Origin of the sequence: Streptomyces sp. NBC_00209, from assembly GCF_045206345.1 — a bacterium.
GTDB lineage: Bacteria > Actinomycetota > Actinomycetes > Streptomycetales > Streptomycetaceae > Streptomyces.
This window is the reverse complement of sequence record NZ_CP108121.1, coordinates 3,239,671-3,259,917: the sequence shown is the minus strand read 5'-3', so window position 1 is coordinate 3,259,917 and position 20,247 is coordinate 3,239,671. Positions and strand designations below refer to the sequence as shown.

Sequence of the window (20,247 nt, the reverse complement as noted above, 5' to 3'; positions counted from 1 at the left end):
CCGGGACTTCACTCAAACCAGGGACGAGCTGACCCGTCTCCTCGGTCCCTTGCTGGTCGCCCCCGATCCGGTCGAGGCGGCGGAAGAGGTGCACCGGCGGCTCGACGCCCTGGACCCGCCCGTCAGGCATCGCACGCTGCGCCTCCTCGTCGCCGGGATGCCGGTGGAGAACGAGGAACGGGCGCGGGCGCTGGCGCGGGTGCTCGTGCGCACGGGGACCGGTTACCTGGCCGTCTGCACCGGGCTCGCCCTGCTCACCGAGCTCGGCGAGTCGCAGGACGTGCCGTATCTCCGGACCCTCGGCCGGCTGCGTACCCTCGCGTATCCCGTCATCCACGCGCTCGACGTCCTCGACAGGCCGGCCGGTGCGCTGCTCGAACTCCGCAACCACCGCGAGCCCGTGACCTTCGGGCCGCTGCTCGCCGCCCTCGACGCCGGTGACCGCACCGCCGTACGGGGACGGCTGGCCGCGCTGGAAGGGGACCTGGCGCCCGATGTGGCCCGGCGGGTGGCGGAGGCGTTCCGACTGGCCGATCTGTTGACGGCTGTCCCCGGCCTTCCGATCCGCGAGGGCGCCGCACTGGTCGCCCGGACCGGGCGGCTGCTGTTCCTCATGACCACCCTCCGCGACTATCGGCCCGAGATCCTCTCCTACCTGGACGCCCCTCGCGCGTACGCAGCGTTCGCGCGGGGCGCCGGGCTCCTTCCCGCCACGCTCGACCACCATGCGCTTCTTCTGTCCGCCGTTCAGGAGCTGAGCACGGGGCCCACCGTGCTGCACGCCTGGGGGCCCGGGCGGCGTGAGGCGGCGCTGTCGCAGCTGATGGCCGTCCTGAGGCGGCCGGAGTGGTGGGTGGTGCCGGACGGTGAGGGCGACGAGTCCGGTGTGCGGTGGCGGGTCGCGTGGGTGCGGCGTACGCGGGCGCAGGTGCTGGGGGCGCCGCAGGCGCCGGGTGCGCGGTTGCGTATCGCGATCCATGAGCGGGACCCGGAGATCCGGCCACCGTCGAGGCGCGTGTTCTTGTCGACGGGCGTCCGCTCGTCCCGGACTACTTCGGCCGGGGGCCCGCCAACTCCCCGGAGGAGTTGCTGTTCCCCGGCACCCTGCGGGCCACGGACGAACCGCGCGAGGTGCGGCTTGCCGAGGCGTACTGCGCGGAGGGCTGTTGCGGGGCGCTGTATGTCACCGTGCGGCGGGACGGGGATCAGGTCGTCTGGTCCGGCTGGCGAGGCCCCGTTCCGCCGGGTGGCAGACGTGAACTGCCCGAACTCCGCTTCGACGCATCCGCGTACGACGCCGAGATCGCCCGTGCGTCGGGCGACGAGAGCTGGATGTGGCCGGGCCGCCCGGCTGGTCGCTGCCGGACTGCGCGGACGGCCGGACCTCCTCGCGCGTTGGAGCGTCCGGTTCGACTGGGCCGGGACGGCCTTCCGTGACCCGGACGAGACGCTGGTCAGCCTCTTGCACGACGTCGAGGACGGCCACGTACGGCAGATCCTCTGGCACATCCCCGAGGACGGCACCCCGCCGGAGGACCGTGCGGCGGCCGCGTTGCGGCGGCTGAGTGAGGAGGACCCGAGGGCGTACGGGCGTTAGCGCCGGTCCACCGATCGGGTGATTCCTGTGCGGGGCCGAGGCGTTGGCAGGGCCGGGGCGCGGGGGTGTGCCCGCTCCCCGGCCGCTGTGTGTCCGGCGTGTCGCGGTTGCCGCGTTTGGCACAGTGCCGCTCCACGATCTTCGTGATCAAGAACGGGGTGGACGATGAGTGGTGCGCGGTTGAGGTTGGTCGATCTTGCGGGTGCCGGCTCCGCCGGCGGGGGCGGCTCCGGTGCGGGTGGCGGCCCTGCCGCCGGGGATGAGCTGCGGCACAGCGGTGGTGCGTGGCTGCGGGCCGCCGGGGGTGCGGAGGGAATGGGGGCCCATCTCGGGCCTGTGCGCGGGGAACTGACGACGGCGCACGAGGGGTTGATCGCCGGGACCGCCGGTCTGAACTCCCTGGCCGAGCTGGGTGCGGTGCGGGAGTCCTGGGTACGCCGTGTCGAGTCCGCCCGTCATGAGTGCGGGGCGCTCGCGGGCAGCCTGCGCGCTGTCGCGCGGGCGCAGGGTGAGACGAATGAGTCCGTGCGGTCGTCCTTCTCGCCCGTCGCGCGCCTGACCCACGGGGTCGAGCGGTGACCGCGTTGTCCTCCACGTTGACGTGGGCTCAGTTACGCGACCTCAAGTGCGCCGAGCTGGAGAGCGCGGCGGATGGCTGGGGCAAGGCGAGCAACCGTGCGGATGCGGGGCGGGACCGGATCGAGAAGCAGTTGCTCGTCGGTCTGCGCGAGTCCCAGCGCGGAGCGGCGGCCGATGCGGCGGTCGGGCGGCTGCGGCGGATGAGCCGGAACTTGCAGTACGTGTACACGGAGTGCGGGTTGATCCGTACCGCGTTGAACAGCCTCGCGCACGAGATGCGGGTGCAGCAGGGGGTGCTGCGGCGTGCGTTGGAGGAGGCGGAGTCGCTGAAGTTCACCGTGCACGCGGATGGGTCGGTGTCGTATCCGTCCGGGCCCGGGGGGCTGTTCGACGGCGATCCGCTGCCCGGTGGCACGGCGCGGGTGACCGGCATGCCCGGGCTGCTGCCTTCCTCGGGGCTGGTCGCCCCGGACACCCATGCCGCGCGGGCGCGGGACATCTCGGACCGGGTCACGGGGGCGGTCCGTACGGCTGCCCGGATCGACTGGCGTTTCACGCGGATCCTGCGGCGGCTGCGGGCCGAGGAGGGCCTGAAGGTCCCGGACCGCACGTGGACCGACGCGGCGGGTGACGCGGCGGCGGTCCGGGAGGCGGCGCGCGGGTACCTCAAGTCCCGCATCCCGCGTGACGCGTCGCCTGCGGCGGTGCGTGAGTGGTGGGAACACCTGACGGACGAACAGCGCGAAGAGTACCTCGCGGTGTACCCGGACCAGATCGGCAACCTGGACGGCATCCCGTCCCTGACCCGCGACACGGCGAACCGCGACAACCTCCAGCTCCTGATCGGCAAGCTGGAGGGGCGGGATGACGAGGTGTCACGGGTGCGGTTGGCGGGGCTGCGGGAGATTCACCGGCAACTGGACGCGGGCGGCCAGCCGCCGATGTACCTCCTCGGCATTGGGGACGAGGGGAACGGGCGCGCGATTGTGTCGTACGGGAATCCGGATACGGCGCGGAATGTTGCGGCGTATGTGCCGGGATTGAACACTTCGTTGGATGAGGATTTTGCTAGGGGGGACCTCAAGCGGGCGCGTGATACCGCCATCGGCGCGAAAGAGATGAACCCAGGAGCTTCCGTGGCATCGATTGTGTGGCTTGGTTACGACGCACCGCAAGCATCGTTGGATGAACCTTTGGGTGTTACGAGTCAGTCGAACGCAGAGGCCGGTGCAGCTGCCTACAATCAGTTCATGGAGGGCATTTCGGCAACGAATCAGAATTCAGACCCTCATGTCACCGCGATCGGACACTCGTACGGTTCGCTGACAGTGGGCCTCGCCGCTCAGGAGAAGGGCGGAATCCCGGGGGTTGACGACGTGGTCTTGGTTGGAAGCCCGGGGACAGGCGCACAGTCCGCAGATGAACTTGGGGTGGGGAGAGAGCACGTCTTTGTCGGCGCAGCCGAGAACGACCCAGTCACGAAGTTGCCTAATGATCGGGAAGCGAGTGGCTTGGGCTCCGGGGTCGTTGGGGGCGCATCGGCCGGATTTTCGCTCGGGTTGAGTGGAGGGCCCGTTGGAGCGGCGGTCGGTGGTGTGGCGGGCGGCGTGGCCGGCGGCGCTATGGGGTATGCGGCGCAAGATGCCCAGAGCGAGGAAAGTGACGTTTGGTTCGGCACCGATCCCGCGCACCGGAATTTCGGGGCAACCCGGTTTGCGGTAAGCGAAGGACCTCGGCCCCTGGAGTGGGGGCACGGGCCCGGGGAAGCGCACTCCAACTATTTCGACCCTGCGAAAGATCAAGTGTCGGCAGATAACATCGCGAGAATTGTTTCCGGAAAATCGGATGAAATCGAGCGGGAGCGTCCAAGGTGAAGGTTCGCATGGCTGCCGCAGTAGCTGTCGTGTCGCTGGTATCAAGCTGTGCGTGGTCAGATGATTCTAATGTTTCGCAGGATGGCCAGAGGAGCGGTGGATTGAACATGCAAGAGGCTGCCGATCGAGCTGACGGGATTCTCGACGAGACGTTTTCTGGAATCAAACCTCCGGTGGAGTGGGTTCATGGTGAATCGACTGAAGGAAGTTGTGATGTTTCACGCAGAAGGGCGGTTACCACGGTGATCTCTGAGGAGCGACGGGGAAGCTTCCTGGGGGTTGTTGAACGGCAGTGGGAGAAGGCCGGTTATCGCCAGGTCGGGGTAAACGCCAGCACGCGGAGCCCGGCAACATACTTTGAGACGCCGGACCGATTTCGAGTGAGGCTGCTCATTGGGGGGCGTGGGCAGGCGTTCTTTGAGGTCGCTACGCCATGCGTTGATCGGTCCTCGGTTTCTAAGCCCACTCCGCGCGCCGGTAGTGACGAGCATGTGGGCGAACCGGTACCAGCCCCCAACGTCCGCTCCGACTTCTGGTCGCTCCGCGCTCCCTGAGCGCTCCCCGCTCCCCCCGCATGACTCGTACACACCGTCGAAAACGCTGCCGAACCGTGCCCCGATGGGGGATGGTTGACGGGTGCGTAGATTCTGGGTGGCCGTGGGGGTCGGGGTCGGGGGGGCCCTGTGTTTTGTGGCGTTGCTCGTCGTGGGGACCTACTCCGCTGCTGCCGGGCTCGTCGGGGGGGCGGGTGGGGGGGCCGTTGCGTTGGCCAAGGGGGCGGTGCCGGCCAAGTATCAGGGGCTTGTGCAGAAGTGGGGGAACCTGTGCTCCGCGATCAATCCGGCCCTGCTCGCCGCGCAGCTCTACCAGGAGAGCGGGTGGAACCCCCGCGCCGAGAGCTCCGCCGCCGCGCAGGGCATCGCGCAGTTCATTCCCGGGACGTGGGCGGGGCACGGGATCGACGGGGACGGGGACGGGGACCGGGACGTGTGGGATCCGGCCGACGCGATCCCCTCCGCCGCTTCGTACGACTGCGAGCTCGCCGGGTACGTGAAGAAGGTCCCCGGTGACCCCACCGACAACATGCTCGCCGCCTACAACGCGGGGGCGTACCGGGTGATCAAGTCGGGGGGCGTGCCCGACATCGCCGAGACCAAGAACTACGTCAAGATCATCCGCTCACTGGAGAAGAGCTTCGCCCGGCCCGTCGGCCGTGTGCAGCCCTCTCAGCAGGCGGCCGGGGCCATTTACTTCGCGCAGAAGAAGCTCGGCACGAAGTACCTGTGGGGCGGCAACGGTACGCCCGAGCAGGGCGGGCGGTTCGACTGTTCCGGGCTGACCCAGGCCGCGTACCGGACCGTGGACATCGAGCTGCCCCGCGTCGCGAACGACCAGTACAACGCCGGGCCGCATCCGGCACGCGATGAACTGCTTCCCGGCGATCTCGTGTTCTTCTCCGACGATCTGACCAATTCCCGTGCCATTCATCACGTCGGCCTCTACGTCGGGGGCGGGTACATGATCAACGCTCCGTACACTGGTGCGGTCATTCGGTTCGACAAGATCGACACGCCCGACTACTTCGGTGCCACTCGCGTGACCAAGGACGGGGCCGCGGCGCTGCCGACCGCGCGGCCGGCCGCCTGAGGTGCGCGTGCCGGTGGCTGGAACCCTCCGTGAAGCCCGGGCCCTGAGCAGCGACGATGTGTCACTCTTCGATAACGTCATGGTGATCATTCGGTGGAGAGTGGAACGTACGCACGGGGCGCGTCGTTCTCTGGCTGGGCGCGTGAGTGATCGACGTGGACGAACCGAATAACACGGGGGTTCGTGAATCGCGGCGCACAGGGACGTGTGCCGCAGCAGCAGACAAGGCAAGGGGCCGCAGCAGATGGCTGGACTCGCACTGGATGGGTCGAACCCCGACGTCAGCCTGCTCTACGACATCAACGGGCTCGCCAAGTCCGCTCCGACCTGGTTCGACCGGGTCATGGAGTTCGTCGGAGAGTACGGGATCATGTTCGGCATGGTCCTCGTGGTCCTGTGGTGCTGGTGGAGCGTTCGCCGGCGCGGCACGGCCGAGGACTCCGTGTCGGCGGTGGCCGGGCTCGTCTGGGCCCCGCTCGCGGCCGGGATCGCCCTGCTCATCAACATTCCGATCCGTGGCTTCGTGGAGCGGCCGCGGCCGTTCAAGGACCACTCCGGGCTCGACGTCCTGGTCGATGGGAAGAACGACTTCTCATTCGTCAGCGACCACGCCACGATGGCGATGGCCCTCGGCGTCGGGCTCTTCGTCGCCCACCGGAAGTTCGGCATCGCGGCCATCGGGCTCGCCCTGCTGGAAGGCTTCTGCCGGGTCTACATGGGCGTCCACTACCCGACCGACGTCGTCGGCGGCTTCGCCCTCGGTACGGCCGTCGCGCTGCTCCTCGCGCCCCTGGCGATGATGATGCTGACGCCCCTCGTGGCGGCCGTCTCCCGGTCCGCCCGCATCGGCCCCCTCGTCCGCTCGCGCCGCCCCCGGGCGGTGGACTCCGGCCGCGACGACGCGCTCGGGATCCCCGAGCCGCGCCCCGGTTCGCGCGGCGGCGGCTCCGACGGCGAGAAGGGCCTCGCGGCCTGAGCCCGGTCGTCCCCGTCATGTGCCCCGGAGCCCGCAAGGCGGCCCGGGGCACACGTGTGTGAGGGGACCCGCGCCCCTCACACCCCCTGCGCGTACGTGAACAGCCCCTCCGGGTCGTACCGCTTCTTCACCTGGGCCAGGCGCGTCGCCCCCGAGCCGTAGTACGCGGAGCGCCAGTTGGTCAGGGTCGGGTCCGTGTAGTTCTGGTACGCCGCCCCGGAGGCGTACGGGCGCATCGCCGCATGGGTTTCTTTCAGCCACTTCTGCTGGGCGGTTCCCGGGGCCCCGGGCCGCCAGGCCCCGATGTACTGGGCGAGCATCCGGGAGCGACGGTGGACGAACGCCGTGGCCTGCGGGTCCACCCGGTTCACCGCCCCGCCCAGCGCGGTCAGCGCGACCGAGCCGCCGCCGCCCTCGCCCGGGGCGAGCCGGGTGAACGCCCGGACCGCGTCGAGCAGGGCCGACACCCCCGCCGGGGGCAGGGAGCGGTCGTAGAAGTCGGAGGCGGCGGCGTACGTCTCGCGCTGGAGGGCGCCCCGCGGGGTGCGGCCCGGCGTGGTTCCCGGGAGGTGGCACTGCGCGTCCGTGAGGCCCGAGCAGCCCGCGTACACGAGCATCGCCTCCCGGTAGTCGCGGCGGCGCAGCGAGACCGAGGTGGCGGAGGCGCCGATGCGGTCGGCGAGGCGGTCGACGGCGTTCTGCAGGTCCCCGTACGTGCCGAGGCTGAACGCGGAGACCGAGACCGTCGGGTTGCTGCCGCCCGGCCCGGCGTCGAGGTGCGCGGCGGACCAGATCTCGTCGGGCTGGGCCGGGCCCCATTCCTGCCAGGCGGTGACGACGTCCCGGGCGCGCGACCAGGGCCAGGACATGTACGCGGTGACCGTCCGGGGGGCGGAGTGCGTACGGAAGCGGAGGCTCGTGACGACGCCGAAGTTGCCGTTGCCCGCGCCGCGCAGCGCCCAGAAGAGGTCCGGGTCGTGTGTGGCGTCGGCGGTCACCGTGCGGCCGTCGGCCGTGACGAGGGTGGCGCCGGTGAGGCTGTCGCAGGTCAGGCCGTAGGCGCGGGCGGCGACGCCGTGGCCGCCGCCGAGGGTGAGCCCGGAGATGCCGACCGTGGGGCAGGAGCCGCCGGGGATCGTCACGCCGTGCGCGGCCAGGCCCTCGTAGACGTCGAGGAGCTTGGCGCCTGCGCCGATCGTGCCGTTCGCCTCGACGCGGTTGAGTGACGCGACGTCAATCACCAGGCGGCCGTTGCCGCTCGACCAGCCGGCGTACGAGTGGCCGCCGCTGCGGATCGCGACCGGCACGGAGGCGCGGCGGGCGAAGGCCAGGCACTCGCGGATGTCGTCCTCGTGCCGGACATAGGCGATCCCGGCCGGTTTCTGGCCGTCGAAGCGGGTGTTGTAGAGCTGACGGGCGGTCGGGTACGCGGTGTCGCCGGGGCGGATCAGCGGCCCGTCGAGGCTCTTGGCCAGCGCGGACCAGTCCGCTGGGCCGGAGGGCTTGGAGGGTGTGGACGTCGAGGGGGCCGGGGACGACGCGGACCCGGTGGTGGCCGGGGTGTCGCCCGGGGCCGGGTCCGTCGCGTCGGGGCCCTCGCACGCGGTGGCGGTGGCGCCGGTGAGGACGGCGGCGCCCGCCGCGAGGAGCGTGCGCCGGTTCGGCGGGGTCATCGGACCTCCGGTGGGGGGAGAGGGGGAGGCCGGTGGTCAGGCCGTGGTGCGGTGCTCGTCGGCGTCCGCGCGGGCCCGGTCGCGGGACCGCCGGGCGGGCCCGGACCAGCCGCAGGCGCAGCGGGCGGTGCAGAACGAGCCGCGTTCGACGGTGGTGGGTTCATGGGCGGGGCGGGCCGGCGGGATGTCGGCGGTGTGTTGGTCGTACACGCGAACACGGTACTGGGCGGGGCGGCCCGGCCGGGAGGGGTCCGTCAACCAGGAGGGGGCGCTCGGACGGTAGCGACGGCGCCAATCGGGGGCGTGGACGTTACAGGGGGCACGGGTCGTCGTTATGCGAGGCGGGCGGGGCCTCGGGCAAGCGGTTCGGCGTTTGGGGATGGCAGGCGATGGTGGTGCAGCAGCACAGGTCCGGAGGTGGGGCGCGCGTCGTGCGCGCCCTCGTCGCGGTGGGCGTGACGGCGGCGGCCGCCGGGTGCTCCGGTGGCGGCGGCGCCGACCGTGCCGCGGCGGCCGCGGACGCCCGGGACGGCGGCGTCGAGGTGGTGCGGCGGGCGGCGGCGGTGCTCGCCGGGGACGGGGTCGCGAGCGCCGAGGTGAGTACGTCGATGGAGACGGCCGCCGGCGGCACCCGGGTCACGATCAGGGGCTCGGGGTCGTACGACTTCCGGGCCGGTTCGGGCCGGCTGAAGGTGGTGCTGCCGCCCGACGCGGCGGGCGAGGAGGAGCACCGGCCGATCACGGAGCTGCTGGCGCCGGGTGCGCTGTACATGATGAACCGGGGCGCGGGGGTGCCCGCCGGCAAGTGGGTGCGGATCGACACGACGGCCCTGGACGACGGGAACCTGGTCACCGGCGGGGTGACCGATCCGCTGGCCGCCGCCGAACTGTTGCGGGGTGCCGGGGCCGTGACGTACGTGGGCGAGACGGATGTGGCCGGAGTGGCCGTGCGGCACTACCGGGGCACCGCTGACATCGGCCGGGCGGCCCGGCTGGCGGCGCCCGGTGCGCGGGCGGCACTGGCGGCGGCGGCGAAAGGGTTCCGCACGCGGGCCGTGCCGTTCGACGCGTATCTGGACGAGCAGGGGAGGCTGCGCAAGGTGCGCCACCGGTTCAGCTTCGCCAACGAGGGCCCGGCGGCGGAGGTCGTCTCCACGACGCTCCTGTACGGGTTCGGCGTGCCCGTCACCGTACGGCTGCCGCACGACCGGGACATCTACACCGGCGAGATCGAACAGGGACGGGCGTGAGATGAGTCGCACGGACCCGTCTCCTAGCCCTCCGGTGGGGGCGAAATGGTCCGTCCGTGCCATGCGCGGTGCGTGCCGGGCTCTCTACCCTAGGAAGCCGGTGACGGCAGTGAGAGGTGAGTGACGTGGTGACGCTCAGCCCGACCGTATCGGACCATGTGGCGCTCGCCGAGATCGAGCTGTGCGGGGAACTGATGATCGCCGCGTCCGCGGCGATCGGGGAACGGCTCAGTGCGGACCGCATTGACGAGGTGCTCGATGTGAAGGTGAGCACCGACCGCACCACCGCCACCGACCGCACCACCGTCCCCCGGCAGGGCGAGCACCGGGGCTGACGGGATCGCCAGGGGTCAGGTGCGCAGCAGGCGGGCGATGGCCTTGGTGGCCTCCTCGACCTTCGCGTCGACCTCGTCGCCGCCCTTGAGGGCCGCGTCGGCGACGCAGTGCCGCAGGTGCTCCTCCAGGAGCTGGAGCGCGAAGGACTGGAGCGCCTTGGTGGACGCCGAGACCTGGGTGAGTATGTCGATGCAGTAGACGTCCTCGTCCACCATGCGCTGGAGGCCGCGGATCTGGCCCTCGATGCGGCGCAGGCGCTTGAGGTGTTCGGCCTTCTGGTGGTGGTAGCCGTGTATTCCGCGGTCGTGGTCGGTGACGATCGCTTCCACGGGGGCCGCGCCGGGTACCGCGTCCGGTGAGGGCCCGGTCCCCATGGCCTCGGTGGTGGTCATTGCTGCCTCCCGTTTTCCCTTTACCCTGCCGTTTATATACCCCTGGTGGGTATATCCTAACGAATTCAGCTGAAACGTGACCGGGGTCCCGTGCTGATCACTGTGCCTGATGCGCGACACTGAAGAATGCCGGTTAGCCGTGGCCGGATGATGCGCCTAGCATCAGCCTGACCGAATCCAAAGCACCCCGAGGACCCCACGTGCGCTTTCGTCTGACCCCCAGGGAGACGAGCTTCTACGACATGTTCTCCGCATCCGCGGACAACATCGTCACGGGCTCGAAACTCCTGATGGAACTGCTCGGGGCGGATTCGTCCTCCCGGGCCGAGATCGCGGAGCGTATGCGGGCAGCGGAGCACGCGGGGGACGATGCCACCCACGCGATCTTCCACCAGCTGAACTCCTCCTTCATTACGCCGTTCGACCGTGAGGACATTTACAACCTCGCGTCGTCGCTCGACGACATCATGGACTTCATGGAGGAGGCCGTCGATCTGGTCGTGCTGTATCAGATCGACCAGCTTCCCAAGGGTGTGGAGCAGCAGGTCGAGGTGCTGGCGCGGGCGGCCGAACTGACCGCCGAGGCCATGCCGGGTCTGCGCACGATGGACAACCTCACCGAGTACTGGATCGAGGTCAACCGTCTGGAGAACCAGGCCGACCAGATCCACCGCAAGCTGCTCGCCCACCTCTTCAACGGCAAGTACGACGCCATAGAGGTGCTGAAGCTGAAGCAGATCGTGGACGTGCTGGAAGAGGCTGCCGACGCGTTCGAGCACGTCGCGAACACGGTGGAGACCATCGCGGTCAAGGAGTCCTGAACCACGTGGACACCTTCGTACTGATCGTGACCATCGGCGTCGCGCTCGGCTTCACCTATACCAACGGCTTCCACGACTCGGCGAACGCGATCGCCACGTCGGTCTCGACCCGTGCGCTGACGCCGCGTGCGGCGCTGGCGATGGCGGCCGTGATGAACCTCGCGGGCGCGTTCCTCGGCAGCGGGGTCGCCAAGACCGTCAGTGAGGGCCTGATCGCGACGCCCGAGGGCAACAAGGGGATGGGCATCCTCTTCGCCGCGCTCGTCGGTGCCGTCATCTGGAACCTGGTCACCTGGTACTTCGGCCTGCCTTCGTCGTCCTCGCACGCGCTGTTCGGCGGGATGGTCGGCGCGGCGCTGGCCGGCGGGACGATGGTGCACTGGGACGGGGTGCTCGACAAGGTCGTCATCCCGATGTTCCTGTCGCCGGTGATCGGCCTGGTGGTCGGCTATCTGGTGATGGTCGCCATCATGTGGATGTTCCGGAAGGCCAACCCGCACAAGGCCAAGCGCGGTTTCCGTATCGCGCAGACGGTCTCGGCGGCGGGCATGGCGCTCGGGCACGGTCTCCAGGACGCGCAGAAGACGATGGGCATCGTGGTGATGGCCCTGGTCATCGCCGACGTCGAGTCCCCGAGCGATCCGATCCCGGTCTGGGTGAAGCTGGTCTGCGCGCTGATGCTGTCGCTCGGTACGTACGCGGGCGGCTGGCGCATCATGCGTACGCTCGGTCGGAAGATCATCGAGCTGGACCCGCCGCAGGGCTTCGCCGCCGAGACGACGGGTGCGTCGATCATGTTCGGTTCGGCCTTCCTCTTCCACGCGCCGATCTCGACCACTCATGTGATCACCTCGGCGATCATGGGTGTGGGCGCCACGAAGCGGGTGAACGCGGTGCGGTGGGGTGTCGCGAAGAACATCATCCTCGGCTGGTTCATCACGATGCCGGCCGCCGCGCTGGTCGCTGCCGCGAGTTACGGGGTCGTCTACCTGATGTTCGGCTGACGCCGGCTGCTTTACGTGGGTCCGCCCCGCACTCCCGAGGGAGTGCGGGGCGGACCCTTTTCGCCTTGTGGTGGCACCGCCATGCAGCACCCCAAGGCCGTAGGAGGGCCGGGCGGATCAGCCGAAGCGGCCGGAGATGTAGTCCTCGGTGGCCTGGACCGACGGGTTGGAGAAGATGCGTTCCGTCTCATCGATCTCGATGAGCTTGCCGGGCTTGCCGACCGCCGCCAGGTTGAAGAACGCGGTGCGGTCCGAGACGCGGGCCGCCTGCTGCATGTTGTGCGTGACGATGACGATCGTGAACCGCTCCTTGAGCTCGCCGACCAGGTCCTCGATGGCGAGGGTGGAGATCGGGTCGAGGGCGGAGCACGGCTCGTCCATCAGCAGCACGTCCGGCTCGACGGCGATGGCGCGGGCGATGCACAGGCGCTGCTGCTGGCCGCCGGAGAGGCCGGAGCCGGGCTTGTTCAGCCGGTCCTTGACCTCGTTCCACAGGTTCGCGCCGCGCAGGGACTTCTCCACGATGTCGTTGAGGGCGCTCTTGCGGTACGAGCCGTTGAGGCGCAGGCCCGCCGCCACGTTGTCGAAGATCGACATGGTGGGGAAGGGGTTCGGGCGCTGGAAGACCATGCCGACCGTACGGCGTACGGTCACCGGGTCGACATGCGTGCCGTACAGGTTCTCGTCGTCCAGGAGCACCTTGCCCTCGACGCGGCCGCCGGGGGTGACCTCGTGCATACGGTTCAGGGTGCGCAGGAAGGTGGACTTGCCGCAGCCGGAGGGGCCGATGAAGGCGGTCACCGAGCGGGGCTCGATGGTCATGGAGATGTCGTCTATCGCCTTGTGGCTGCCGTAGTAGGCCGACAGTCCGCTGACGTCGATGCGCTTGGCCATCTGGATCACTGCTTTCGGTGGCCTCAGCGGCCGGTCTTCGGGGCCTTCCAGCGGGCGATGCCGCGGGCCACCAGGTTGAGGATCATGACGAAGGCGATCAGGACCAGGGCCGCCGCCCAGGCACGGTCGTAGGACGCGGCCTCACCGATCTTGTACTGCTCGTAGATGTAGAAGGGCAGTGACGACTGGGCGCCTTCGAAGGGGTTGGTGTTGATCAGCTGGCTGCCGAAGACCAGCAGGATGATCGGGGCGGTCTCGCCGGCGACGCGGGCGACGGCGAGCATGACGCCGGTCGCGATGCCGCCGATCGCGGTCGGCAGGACCACCTTCAGGATCGTGCGCCACTTCGGGATGCCGAGGGCGAGGGACGCCTCGCGGAGCTCGTTCGGGACGAGCTTGAGCATCTCCTCGGTGGAGCGGACGACGACCGGGATCATCAGGATCGTCAGGGCGAGCGCGCCCATCAGGCCGGACGGTTCCAGGCCCGCGATGAGCATGATCGACAGGATGAAGAGACCGGCCACGATCGACGGGATGCCGGTCATGACGTCAACGAAGAAGGTGACGGCTTTGGCCAGCGCGCCCTTGCCGTACTCGACCAGGTAGACGGCGGTGAGCAGGCCGAGCGGGGCGGAGATCAGGGTGGCGATGCCGACCTGTTCGAGGGTGCCGATCAGCGCGTGGTAGACGCCGCCGCTGGCCTCGGGGCCGAGGACCCCGGCCATCGAGTGGGTCAGGAAGTAGCCGTCCAGGCGTTCGGAGCCGCGGCTGACGGTCGTCCAGAGCAGCGAGGCCAGCGGCACGACGGCGAGCAGGAAGCACACCCAGACCAGGCTGGTGGCGAGGCGGTCGCGGGCCTGGCGCTGGTTCTCGACCACGCTGGTGGCGACGTACGAGATGGCCAGGAAGAGCAGCGCGGAGATCAGGCCCCACTGCACACGGCTCTGCCAGCCGGCGGCGAGGCTCAGACCGATGCCGAGGGCGAGGGCGACGACGGCGAAGCCGAGCGGCGCGAGGCGCGGCAGGGACCGGCTGCTGAGGCTGCCCTTCGGGGCGGCCGGTGTGGGCGTCGGGAGGTCCTGGACGCCGGGGGTGGTGGTGGCGTGGCTCATGCGTTGGCCCCCGAGTACTCCTTGCGGCGGGCGATGATGAGCCGGGCCGCGCCGTTGACCAGCAGGGTGAGGACGAAGAGGACCAGGCCGGAGGCGATCAGGGCGTCCCGCCCGAACGCGTCGGCCTCGCCGAACTTCGCCGCGATGTTCTGGGCGAACGTCCCGCCGCCCGGGTTGAGCACGTGCAGCGAGATCAGGAAGTTCGGCGACAGGACGGTGGCGACGGCCATCGTCTCGCCGAGCGCGCGGCCGAGGCCCAGCATCGAGGCGGAGATGACGCCGGAGCGGCCGAACGGCAGGACCGAGAGGCGGATGACCTCCCAGCGCGTGGCGCCGAGGGCGAGCGCGGCCTCCTCGTTCGTCCGGGGGACCTGGCGGAAGACCTCGCGGCTGACGCTGGTCACGATCGGCAGGATCATGATCGCGAGCAGGATGCCGACGGTGAAGAGGGAGCGGGCGACGCCGATCTCGGTCTTCTCGAAGACGTAGGTCCAGCCGAAGAACTGGTCGAGCCAGAGGTTGAGCCCCTCCAGGTACGGCACGAGGACGAGGGCGCCCCAGATGCCGTAGACGATGCTGGGGACCGCGGCGAGCAGGTCGATGACGTACGCGATGGCGCCGGCCAGCTTGCGCGGGGCGTAGTGCGAGATGAACAGGGCGATGCCGACGGCGACCGGGACCGCGATGGCCATCGCGATGACGGAGCTGACGACGGTCCCGAAGAGCAGGACGGCGATGCCGAAGACGGGCGGGTCACCGGCCGGGTTCCAGTCGAAGGTGGTGAGGAAGTTGCCCTCGTCCTTCGAGAGGGCGATCGCGGCGCGGTAGGTGAGGAACACGGCGATCGACGCCATGATCACCAGGAGCAGGATGCCGGAGCCGCGGGAGAGGCCGAGGAAGATCCGGTCGCCTGCGCGGCCCGTGGACCGGGGGCGAGATCGCCTGCCCGGCGGGGTTTGTATCTGTTGCGTGGTGGAAGCCATGGTCTTTCCGGTCTGTGTGGGGGAGCCGGGGCTCCCCTGGCGGCGGTGCACCGGAGGGGCTGGGGCGGTCCGGTCCGGAGGGGTGTTCCGGACCGGCCGCCGGTTGCGCTGGGTGTCGTACGGCTGGTTACGAGAGGCCGGCGACGGTCTCGCGGACCTTGGCGTTGATCTCCTCGGGGATCGGGGCGTAGCCCGCCTCGGTGAGGAGCTTCTGGCCGTCCGCGGAGGCGGTGTAGGTCAGGAAGGACTTGACGGTGCCGAGGGTGTCGGCCTTGTTGCCGGTGTCGCAGACGACCTCGTACGTGACGAGGACCAGCGGGTAGGCGCCGTCGGCCTTGGTCGTGTAGTCGAGGTCGAGCGCCAGGTCCTTGCCGGTGCCCTTGACCTTGGCGGCGGCGATGGCCTTGGAGGCGTTCTCGGAGGACGCCTTGACCGGGGCGGAGCCGCCGGTGTCGATGTCGACCGTGGAGATCTGCTGCGAGGTCGCGTAGGACAGCTCGAAGTAGCCGATGGAGCCGTCGACCTGCTTGACCGAGGAGGCGACGCCGGAGGAGCCGGACGCGGCCTGGCCGCCGGGGGCGGGCCACTTCTTCTCGGCCTCGTACGTCCAGTCCTTCGGGGCGGCCGCGCCGAGGTACTTGCCGAGGTTCTGGGTGGTGCCGGAGTCCTCGGAGCGGTGGAAGGGCTGGATCGCCTTGTCCGGCAGCTCGGCGTCGGGGTTGAGCTTGGCGATCGCCTCGTCGTTCCACTTCTTGATCTTCGTGTCGAAGATCTTGGCGAGGGTGGGGGCGTCCAGGGTCAGGCTGTCGACGCCTTCGAGGTGGAAGCCGACGGCGATCGGGCCGCCGACCATCGGGAGGTTGATGCCCTGGCCGGTCTTGCAGATCTTCTTGGAGTCGGCGACCTCCTCGGGCTTCAGCGCCGAGTCGGAGCCGGCGAAGCCGACGGTGCCCTGGTTGAAGGCGACGATGCCCTCGCCGGACGAGGAGGAGTTGTAGTTGATCTCCACGCCGGAGCAGGCGGCCATGTACTCCTTGACCCAGAGGTCCATGGCGTTCTTCTGCGCGCTGGAGCCGGAGGCGCGCAGCTGGCCCTTGGCGCCGTCGCACTTGACGTTGGACGCGGCCTTCGTCTTGGCGCCGCCGGTGGCCGAGGTCTCGCCGCTGTTGTCGTCCGAACCGCACGCCGTGAGGACCAGGGCGCCGGAGACGGCGAGGGCACCGAGCGCGGTGGCACGAAGCCGGTTCTTGCGCTGAAGCTTCACTTTCGGGTGTTCCTTCCAGGAGCCGCCGCGGCTGCTGTGTCGGGCGGCGTGCGACGCGGGTGGTGCAGTGGCTGATCGCTGCACCCGGTAGGTCTGAAATTAGGCAGAACAGGTGACGTGGTTTACGGGGGTGAGTGAACGGAGAGTGAACCGTGGCGGGCGGCCCGGTTCCGGTGCTATGCCTCCGGCAGCGTCTTCAGCGCCGCCTCCAGCACCTCGCGGTCACGCGACTGGGTCAGCCGTTCGCGGGCGGCCGTCGGCGGCAGCCACAGCACCGCGTCCACCTCGTCGTTCGGGGTGAAGGTGCCCGTCGTGGCCTCGGCGGACCAGTACGTGACCTCCTTCGGGCGGCCGTGCGCGACGTACCGGACCATGGGCAGCACGGCCCCCGGTACACAGTGGTGGCCCGTCTCCTCCAGGACCTCGCGAGCCGCCGCCTCCCGCAGGGACTCGCCGCGCTTCAGCTTGCCCTTGGGGAACGACCAGTCGTCGTAACGCGGCCGGTGTACGAGGCACAGCTCCACGCCCCCGGCGGGTGCGGGCGGCCGGCGCCACAGGACGCAGCCCGCCGCCCGCACCGTGCCGCTCACGGCCGCGCCGGCCCCGTCGTGGCGTAGGGCCAGCTCGCGCGGAAGACCGCGCGCGCCGCCTCCACCTCGTGGCGCTGGTCGGCGTGGAGCGCGCCCAGGGCGTACGCGGTCGCCGGGGCGATCCTCGGAGTGCGGGCGGCCGCGGCCGCCGCGCCCGCCGCCTCCGCCGCGTCCCGGTGCAGGTCGAGGGCGCGGCCTGGGGCGGCCAGGACCGGGTCGGGGGCGCCGTGCACCACCTCGTGGGCGTAGCGGTGCAACCGGAGGAGCAGGCGGGTCTGGTGCCAGGGCGCGTCGTGCGCCTCGTTGTACGGCTCCGCCGACTCGTCGGAGGGCAGGGCGGCGACGGCCCCGAGCAGCCGCTGTTCCGCCCGGTCCGCGGGCTCGGCGAGCAGTTCGCCGGCGGGGCCGGCCGCGGCGGGGGCGAGCGGGACCTCGGAGGCGAGCAGCGCGACCGCGTCGGCCACCGCGTGGAAGCGGGCGGAGCCGAGGGCCTGGAGGGCGGCGGAGTGGGCGCGGGTCCGGGCGAGGGTGAGCTGCCGTTCCAGCAGGGCGCCGGCACGGGCGGCGCCGACGCCGAGGACGGGGCGGCCCGTTCCCGCGGAGTCGCCGGTGCGGGCGGCCGGAAGGACGGGTTCCCCGGAGAGGCCGTGCAGCGCTTCCAGGAGCCGGGTCAGCCGGTCCGCGTACGCGTGTTCGCGGGCGAGGGTGCCCGAGAGCCAGGACAGCTCGGTGCGCAGCTGCTCCGCCCAGAGCGGGTCGAGCGCGGTGCGGAAGGTGCGCAGGGTGGCGCCGATCCGGCGGGAGGAGCGGCGCAGCGCGGTGGCGGCCTGGTCGGCGGCGCGTGATCCGGCGTCCGTGGGGGCGGTGTTCTCGCGGTGCAGGCGCAGGCTGCGGAGGAAGTCCGCGGCCTGGGTGCGCAGATAGGGGCCGAGGACCGACCCCGCGCTCACGCCGGTGATGCCGGGCGCGTGGGCCGGGGCCGCGGCCTGGGTGTGCTGGTCAGGGCGTCGCACGCCGGCGCCTCCGGGCGTCAATGAGCATTTCCTGTACGTGCCGCAGGGGCTTGCCGTCCGCGTCCGTGGAGTGCCGGGTCCAGTTGCCGTCGGGGCCGAGGTGCCAGGAGGAGGTGGTGTCGGCCATGCCGGTCTCCAGGAGGCGGCTGAGCGCGGCGCGGTGGGCGGGGTCGGTGACCCGGACCAGGGCCTCGATGCGGCGGTCGAGGTTGCGGTGCATCATGTCGGCGCTGCCGAACCAGACCTCGGGTTCGCCGCCGTTGCCGAAGGCGAAGACCCGGGAGTGTTCGAGGAAGCGGCCGAGGACCGAGCGGACCCGGATGTTCTCGGAGAGGCCGGTGACGCCGGGGCGGATCGCGCAGATGCCGCGTACCCAGATGTCGACGGGGACGCCGGCCTGGGCGGCCCGGTAGCAGGCGTCGATGATCGCCTCGTCCACCATCGAGTTGACCTTGATCCGTACGTAGGCGGGTCGGCCCGCGCGGTGGTGCGTGACTTCCTTGGTGATGCGGGCGACCAGTCCGTCGCGCAGCGACTTGGGGGCGACGAGGAGGCGGCGGTAGGTCTCGCGGCGGGAGTAGCCGGAGAGCCGGTTGAAGAGGTCGGAGAGGTCGGCGCCGACCTGCGGGTCCGTGGTGAGCAGCCCCAGGTCCTCGTAGAGCCTGGCCGTCTTCGGGTGGTAGTTGCCGGTGCCGACGTGCGAGTAGCGGCGCAGCGTGTCGCCCTCCTGGCGGACGACGAGGGAGAGCTTGCAGTGGGTCTTCAGGCCGACGAGCCCGTAGACGACGTGGCAGCCCGCCTCCTCCAGCTTGCGTGCCCACTTGATGTTGGCCTGCTCGTCGAAGCGGGCCTTGATCTCGACGAGGACGAGGACCTGTTTGCCGGACTCGGCGGCGTCGATGAGGGCGTCCACTATCGGCGAGTCGCCCGAGGTCCGGTACAGCGTCTGCTTGATCGCGAGGACGTCCGGGTCGCCGGCCGCCTGTTCCAGGAACGCCTGGACGGAGGTGGAGAAGGAGTCGTACGGGTGGTGCAGGAGGACGTCCCGTTCGCGTACGGCGGCGAAGATGTCCGGTGCGGACGCGGACTCGACCTCGGCGAGGTCGCGGTGGGTGCCGGCGATGAACTTGGGGTACTTCAGCTCGGGGCGGTCCAGCGACGCTATGCCGAAGAGGCCGGTGAGGTCGAGGGGTCCGGGCAGCGGGTAGACCTCGGCGTCGGACACCTTCAGCTCGCGGACCAGCAGGTCCAGTACGTACGGGTCGATGGACTCCTCGACCTCCAGGCGGACCGGCGGGCCGAAGCGGCGCCGCATGAGCTCCTTCTCCAGGGCCTTGAGGAGGTTCTCGGCGTCGTCCTCCTCGACCTCCAGGTCCTCGTTCCTGGTGACCCGGAACATGTGGTGCGCCAGCACCTCCATTCCCGGGAACAGCTCCTCCAGGTGGGCCGCGATGACGTCCTCTATGGGGACGTAGCGCTGCGGCGACGCCTCCAGGAAGCGGGTCAGCAGCGGCGGCACCTTGACCCGGGCGAAGTGGCGGTGGCCGCTGACCGGGTTGCGTACGACGACGGCGAGGTTCAGCGACAGGCCGGAGATGTACGGGAAGGGGTGGGCCGGGTCCACGGCGAGGGGGGTGAGGACGGGGAAGACGCGCTGCCGGAAGAAGGTGAACAGGCGGGCCTGCTCCTTGTCGGTCAGCTCCGGCCAGCGGATCAGCTGGATGCCCTCGTCGGAGAGGGCCGGGGCGACGTCCTGCTGGTAGCAGGCGGCGTGCCGGGCCATGAGCTCGCGTGAGCGGGTCCAGATCAGCTCCAGCACCTCGCGGGGCTGGAGGCCGGACGCGGACCGGGTGGCGACCCCGGTCGCGATGCGGCGCTTGAGTCCTGCGACCCGGACCATGAAGAACTCGTCCAGGTTCGACGCGAAGATCGCCAGGAAGTTGGCCCGCTCCAGGAGGGGCGTGGTGGGGTCCTCGGCCAGTTCGAGCACCCGTTCGTTGAACGCGAGCCAGCTGCGTTCGCGGTCCAGGAAACGGCCCTGCGGCAGCTCGTCGCCGTCCACCTCGGGTTCGTAGGCGTCGGCGTCGGCGTCGATGTCGGGGTCGAAATCGGCGGCGGTGGACAGGGCCGCGCTTGTTCCGGAGGAGGGGGCGACGGCGTGCGGCCGGTGTGCGGCGAGGGCGCCGACGGACGGCTGGGCGGCGGGCTGGACCGGGACCTCGGAGCTGGGCTGCTGGCTCAT

General features: G+C 70.4%; 19 protein-coding genes. 9 read left to right on the top strand and 10 right to left on the bottom strand.

Going from position 1 to position 20,247, the window contains the following annotated elements:
• Positions 1 to 49: 49 nt before the first annotated feature.
• The 5 genes from OG867_RS14700 to OG867_RS14680 all read left to right on the top strand — a co-directional run bounded on the left by OG867_RS14700 (position 50) and on the right by OG867_RS14680 (position 6,673).
• Entirely contained in the window at positions 50 to 1,597 is a 1,548-nt protein-coding gene (locus tag OG867_RS14700; protein WP_406285700.1) for a hypothetical protein, read from the top strand.
• Between the two features lie 315 nt (positions 1,598 to 1,912).
• The gene (locus OG867_RS14695) at positions 1,913 to 2,176 is read left to right on the top strand and encodes a hypothetical protein (RefSeq protein WP_018101688.1); all 264 of its coding nucleotides are present in this window, start codon (positions 1,913 to 1,915) and stop codon (positions 2,174 to 2,176) included.
• Positions 2,173 to 4,050 carry an alpha/beta hydrolase gene (locus OG867_RS14690; RefSeq protein ID WP_406285698.1) on the top strand — a complete coding sequence of 626 codons (1,878 nt, stop codon included), beginning with the start codon at positions 2,173 to 2,175 and terminating at the stop codon, positions 4,048 to 4,050. Before OG867_RS14695 ends, OG867_RS14690 begins: the two co-directional genes overlap by 4 nt.
• Positions 4,051 to 4,686: 636 nt before the next feature.
• Entirely contained in the window at positions 4,687 to 5,697 is a 1,011-nt protein-coding gene (locus OG867_RS14685; protein ID WP_406285696.1) for an NlpC/P60 family protein, read from the top strand.
• A 244-nt stretch (positions 5,698 to 5,941) separates the two neighbouring features.
• On the top strand, positions 5,942 to 6,673 hold the full coding sequence (locus OG867_RS14680; protein ID WP_406285694.1) for a phosphatase PAP2 family protein: 732 nt from the start codon (positions 5,942 to 5,944) through the stop codon (positions 6,671 to 6,673).
• Between the two features lie 77 nt (positions 6,674 to 6,750).
• Here OG867_RS14680 and OG867_RS14675 read toward each other — a convergent pair whose 3' ends face one another.
• Positions 6,751 to 8,346 (bottom strand): FAD-binding oxidoreductase, encoded by a 1,596-nt coding sequence (locus OG867_RS14675; RefSeq protein ID WP_406285692.1) that lies wholly within the window; start codon positions 8,344 to 8,346, stop codon positions 6,751 to 6,753.
• A 36-nt stretch (positions 8,347 to 8,382) separates the two neighbouring features.
• On the bottom strand, positions 8,383 to 8,556 hold the full coding sequence (locus tag OG867_RS14670; RefSeq protein WP_328901344.1) for a hypothetical protein: 174 nt from the start codon (positions 8,554 to 8,556) through the stop codon (positions 8,383 to 8,385).
• A gap of 179 nt (positions 8,557 to 8,735) precedes the next feature.
• Here OG867_RS14670 and OG867_RS14665 point away from each other — a divergent pair, with 179 nt between their 5' ends.
• Complete coding sequence (locus tag OG867_RS14665; protein ID WP_406285690.1) at positions 8,736 to 9,596, top strand: hypothetical protein; 861 nt, start codon at positions 8,736 to 8,738, stop codon at positions 9,594 to 9,596.
• A gap of 125 nt (positions 9,597 to 9,721) precedes the next feature.
• A complete protein-coding gene (locus tag OG867_RS14660; RefSeq protein ID WP_328901346.1) occupies positions 9,722 to 9,931 on the top strand; it encodes a hypothetical protein in 210 nt (69 codons plus the stop codon).
• A gap of 15 nt (positions 9,932 to 9,946) precedes the next feature.
• Here the strand turns inward: OG867_RS14660 and OG867_RS14655 are convergent, their stop codons facing one another.
• Positions 9,947 to 10,324, bottom strand: coding sequence for a metal-sensitive transcriptional regulator (locus OG867_RS14655; protein WP_073964812.1), 378 nt, complete (start codon positions 10,322 to 10,324; stop codon positions 9,947 to 9,949).
• 200 nt (positions 10,325 to 10,524) lie between these two features.
• Between OG867_RS14655 and OG867_RS14650 the strand changes: the two genes are divergently transcribed.
• Positions 10,525 to 11,145 (top strand): DUF47 domain-containing protein, encoded by a 621-nt coding sequence (locus OG867_RS14650; RefSeq protein ID WP_164401152.1) that lies wholly within the window; start codon positions 10,525 to 10,527, stop codon positions 11,143 to 11,145.
• Positions 11,146 to 11,150: 5 nt separating this feature from the next.
• Entirely contained in the window at positions 11,151 to 12,149 is a 999-nt protein-coding gene (locus OG867_RS14645) for an anion permease (RefSeq protein ID WP_406285687.1), read from the top strand.
• 117 nt (positions 12,150 to 12,266) lie between these two features.
• Here the strand turns inward: OG867_RS14645 and pstB are convergent, their stop codons facing one another.
• The 7 genes from pstB to OG867_RS14610 all read right to left on the bottom strand — a co-directional run bounded on the left by pstB (position 12,267) and on the right by OG867_RS14610 (position 20,247).
• Entirely contained in the window at positions 12,267 to 13,043 is a 777-nt protein-coding gene (gene pstB / locus OG867_RS14640) for a phosphate ABC transporter ATP-binding protein PstB (RefSeq protein WP_161210951.1), read from the bottom strand.
• 23 nt (positions 13,044 to 13,066) lie between these two features.
• Complete coding sequence (gene pstA / locus OG867_RS14635) at positions 13,067 to 14,155, bottom strand: phosphate ABC transporter permease PstA (protein WP_406285685.1); 1,089 nt, start codon at positions 14,153 to 14,155, stop codon at positions 13,067 to 13,069.
• Positions 14,152 to 15,138, bottom strand: coding sequence for a phosphate ABC transporter permease subunit PstC (gene pstC / locus OG867_RS14630; RefSeq protein WP_328901349.1), 987 nt, complete (start codon positions 15,136 to 15,138; stop codon positions 14,152 to 14,154). Before pstC ends, pstA begins: the two co-directional genes overlap by 4 nt.
• A gap of 127 nt (positions 15,139 to 15,265) precedes the next feature.
• Positions 15,266 to 16,402, bottom strand: a complete 1,137-nt coding sequence (gene pstS, locus OG867_RS14625; protein ID WP_406285683.1) for a phosphate ABC transporter substrate-binding protein PstS — start codon at positions 16,400 to 16,402, stop codon at positions 15,266 to 15,268.
• A gap of 176 nt (positions 16,403 to 16,578) precedes the next feature.
• A complete protein-coding gene (locus OG867_RS14620; RefSeq protein WP_406285681.1) occupies positions 16,579 to 16,992 on the bottom strand; it encodes an NUDIX hydrolase in 414 nt (137 codons plus the stop codon).
• Entirely contained in the window at positions 16,989 to 18,026 is a 1,038-nt protein-coding gene (locus OG867_RS14615) for a CHAD domain-containing protein (RefSeq protein WP_406285679.1), read from the bottom strand. Before OG867_RS14615 ends, OG867_RS14620 begins: the two co-directional genes overlap by 4 nt.
• The gene (locus OG867_RS14610) at positions 17,992 to 20,247 is read right to left on the bottom strand and encodes an RNA degradosome polyphosphate kinase (RefSeq protein WP_406285677.1); all 2,256 of its coding nucleotides are present in this window, start codon (positions 20,245 to 20,247) and stop codon (positions 17,992 to 17,994) included. The genes OG867_RS14615 and OG867_RS14610 overlap by 35 nt, the downstream gene beginning before the upstream one ends.

Bases quoted from the DNA above. Each gene is read 5' to 3' on its own strand.
- OG867_RS14610 (WP_406285677.1), bottom strand. From the start codon at position 20,247: ATGAGCCAGCAGCCCAGCTCCGAGGTCCCGGTCCAGCCCGCCGCCCAG.
- OG867_RS14675 (WP_406285692.1), bottom strand. From the start codon at position 8,346: ATGACCCCGCCGAACCGGCGCACGCTCCTCGCGGCGGGCGCCGCCGTC.
- OG867_RS14665 (WP_406285690.1), top strand. From the start codon at position 8,736: ATGGTGGTGCAGCAGCACAGGTCCGGAGGTGGGGCGCGCGTCGTGCGC.
- OG867_RS14695 (WP_018101688.1), top strand. From the start codon at position 1,913: ATGGGGGCCCATCTCGGGCCTGTGCGCGGGGAACTGACGACGGCGCAC.
- OG867_RS14655 (WP_073964812.1), bottom strand. From the start codon at position 10,324: ATGACCACCACCGAGGCCATGGGGACCGGGCCCTCACCGGACGCGGTA.
- pstA (WP_406285685.1), bottom strand. From the start codon at position 14,155: ATGAGCCACGCCACCACCACCCCCGGCGTCCAGGACCTCCCGACGCCC.
- pstC (WP_328901349.1), bottom strand. From the start codon at position 15,138: ATGGCTTCCACCACGCAACAGATACAAACCCCGCCGGGCAGGCGATCT.
- pstB (WP_161210951.1), bottom strand. From the start codon at position 13,043: ATGGCCAAGCGCATCGACGTCAGCGGACTGTCGGCCTACTACGGCAGC.
- OG867_RS14680 (WP_406285694.1), top strand. From the start codon at position 5,942: ATGGCTGGACTCGCACTGGATGGGTCGAACCCCGACGTCAGCCTGCTC.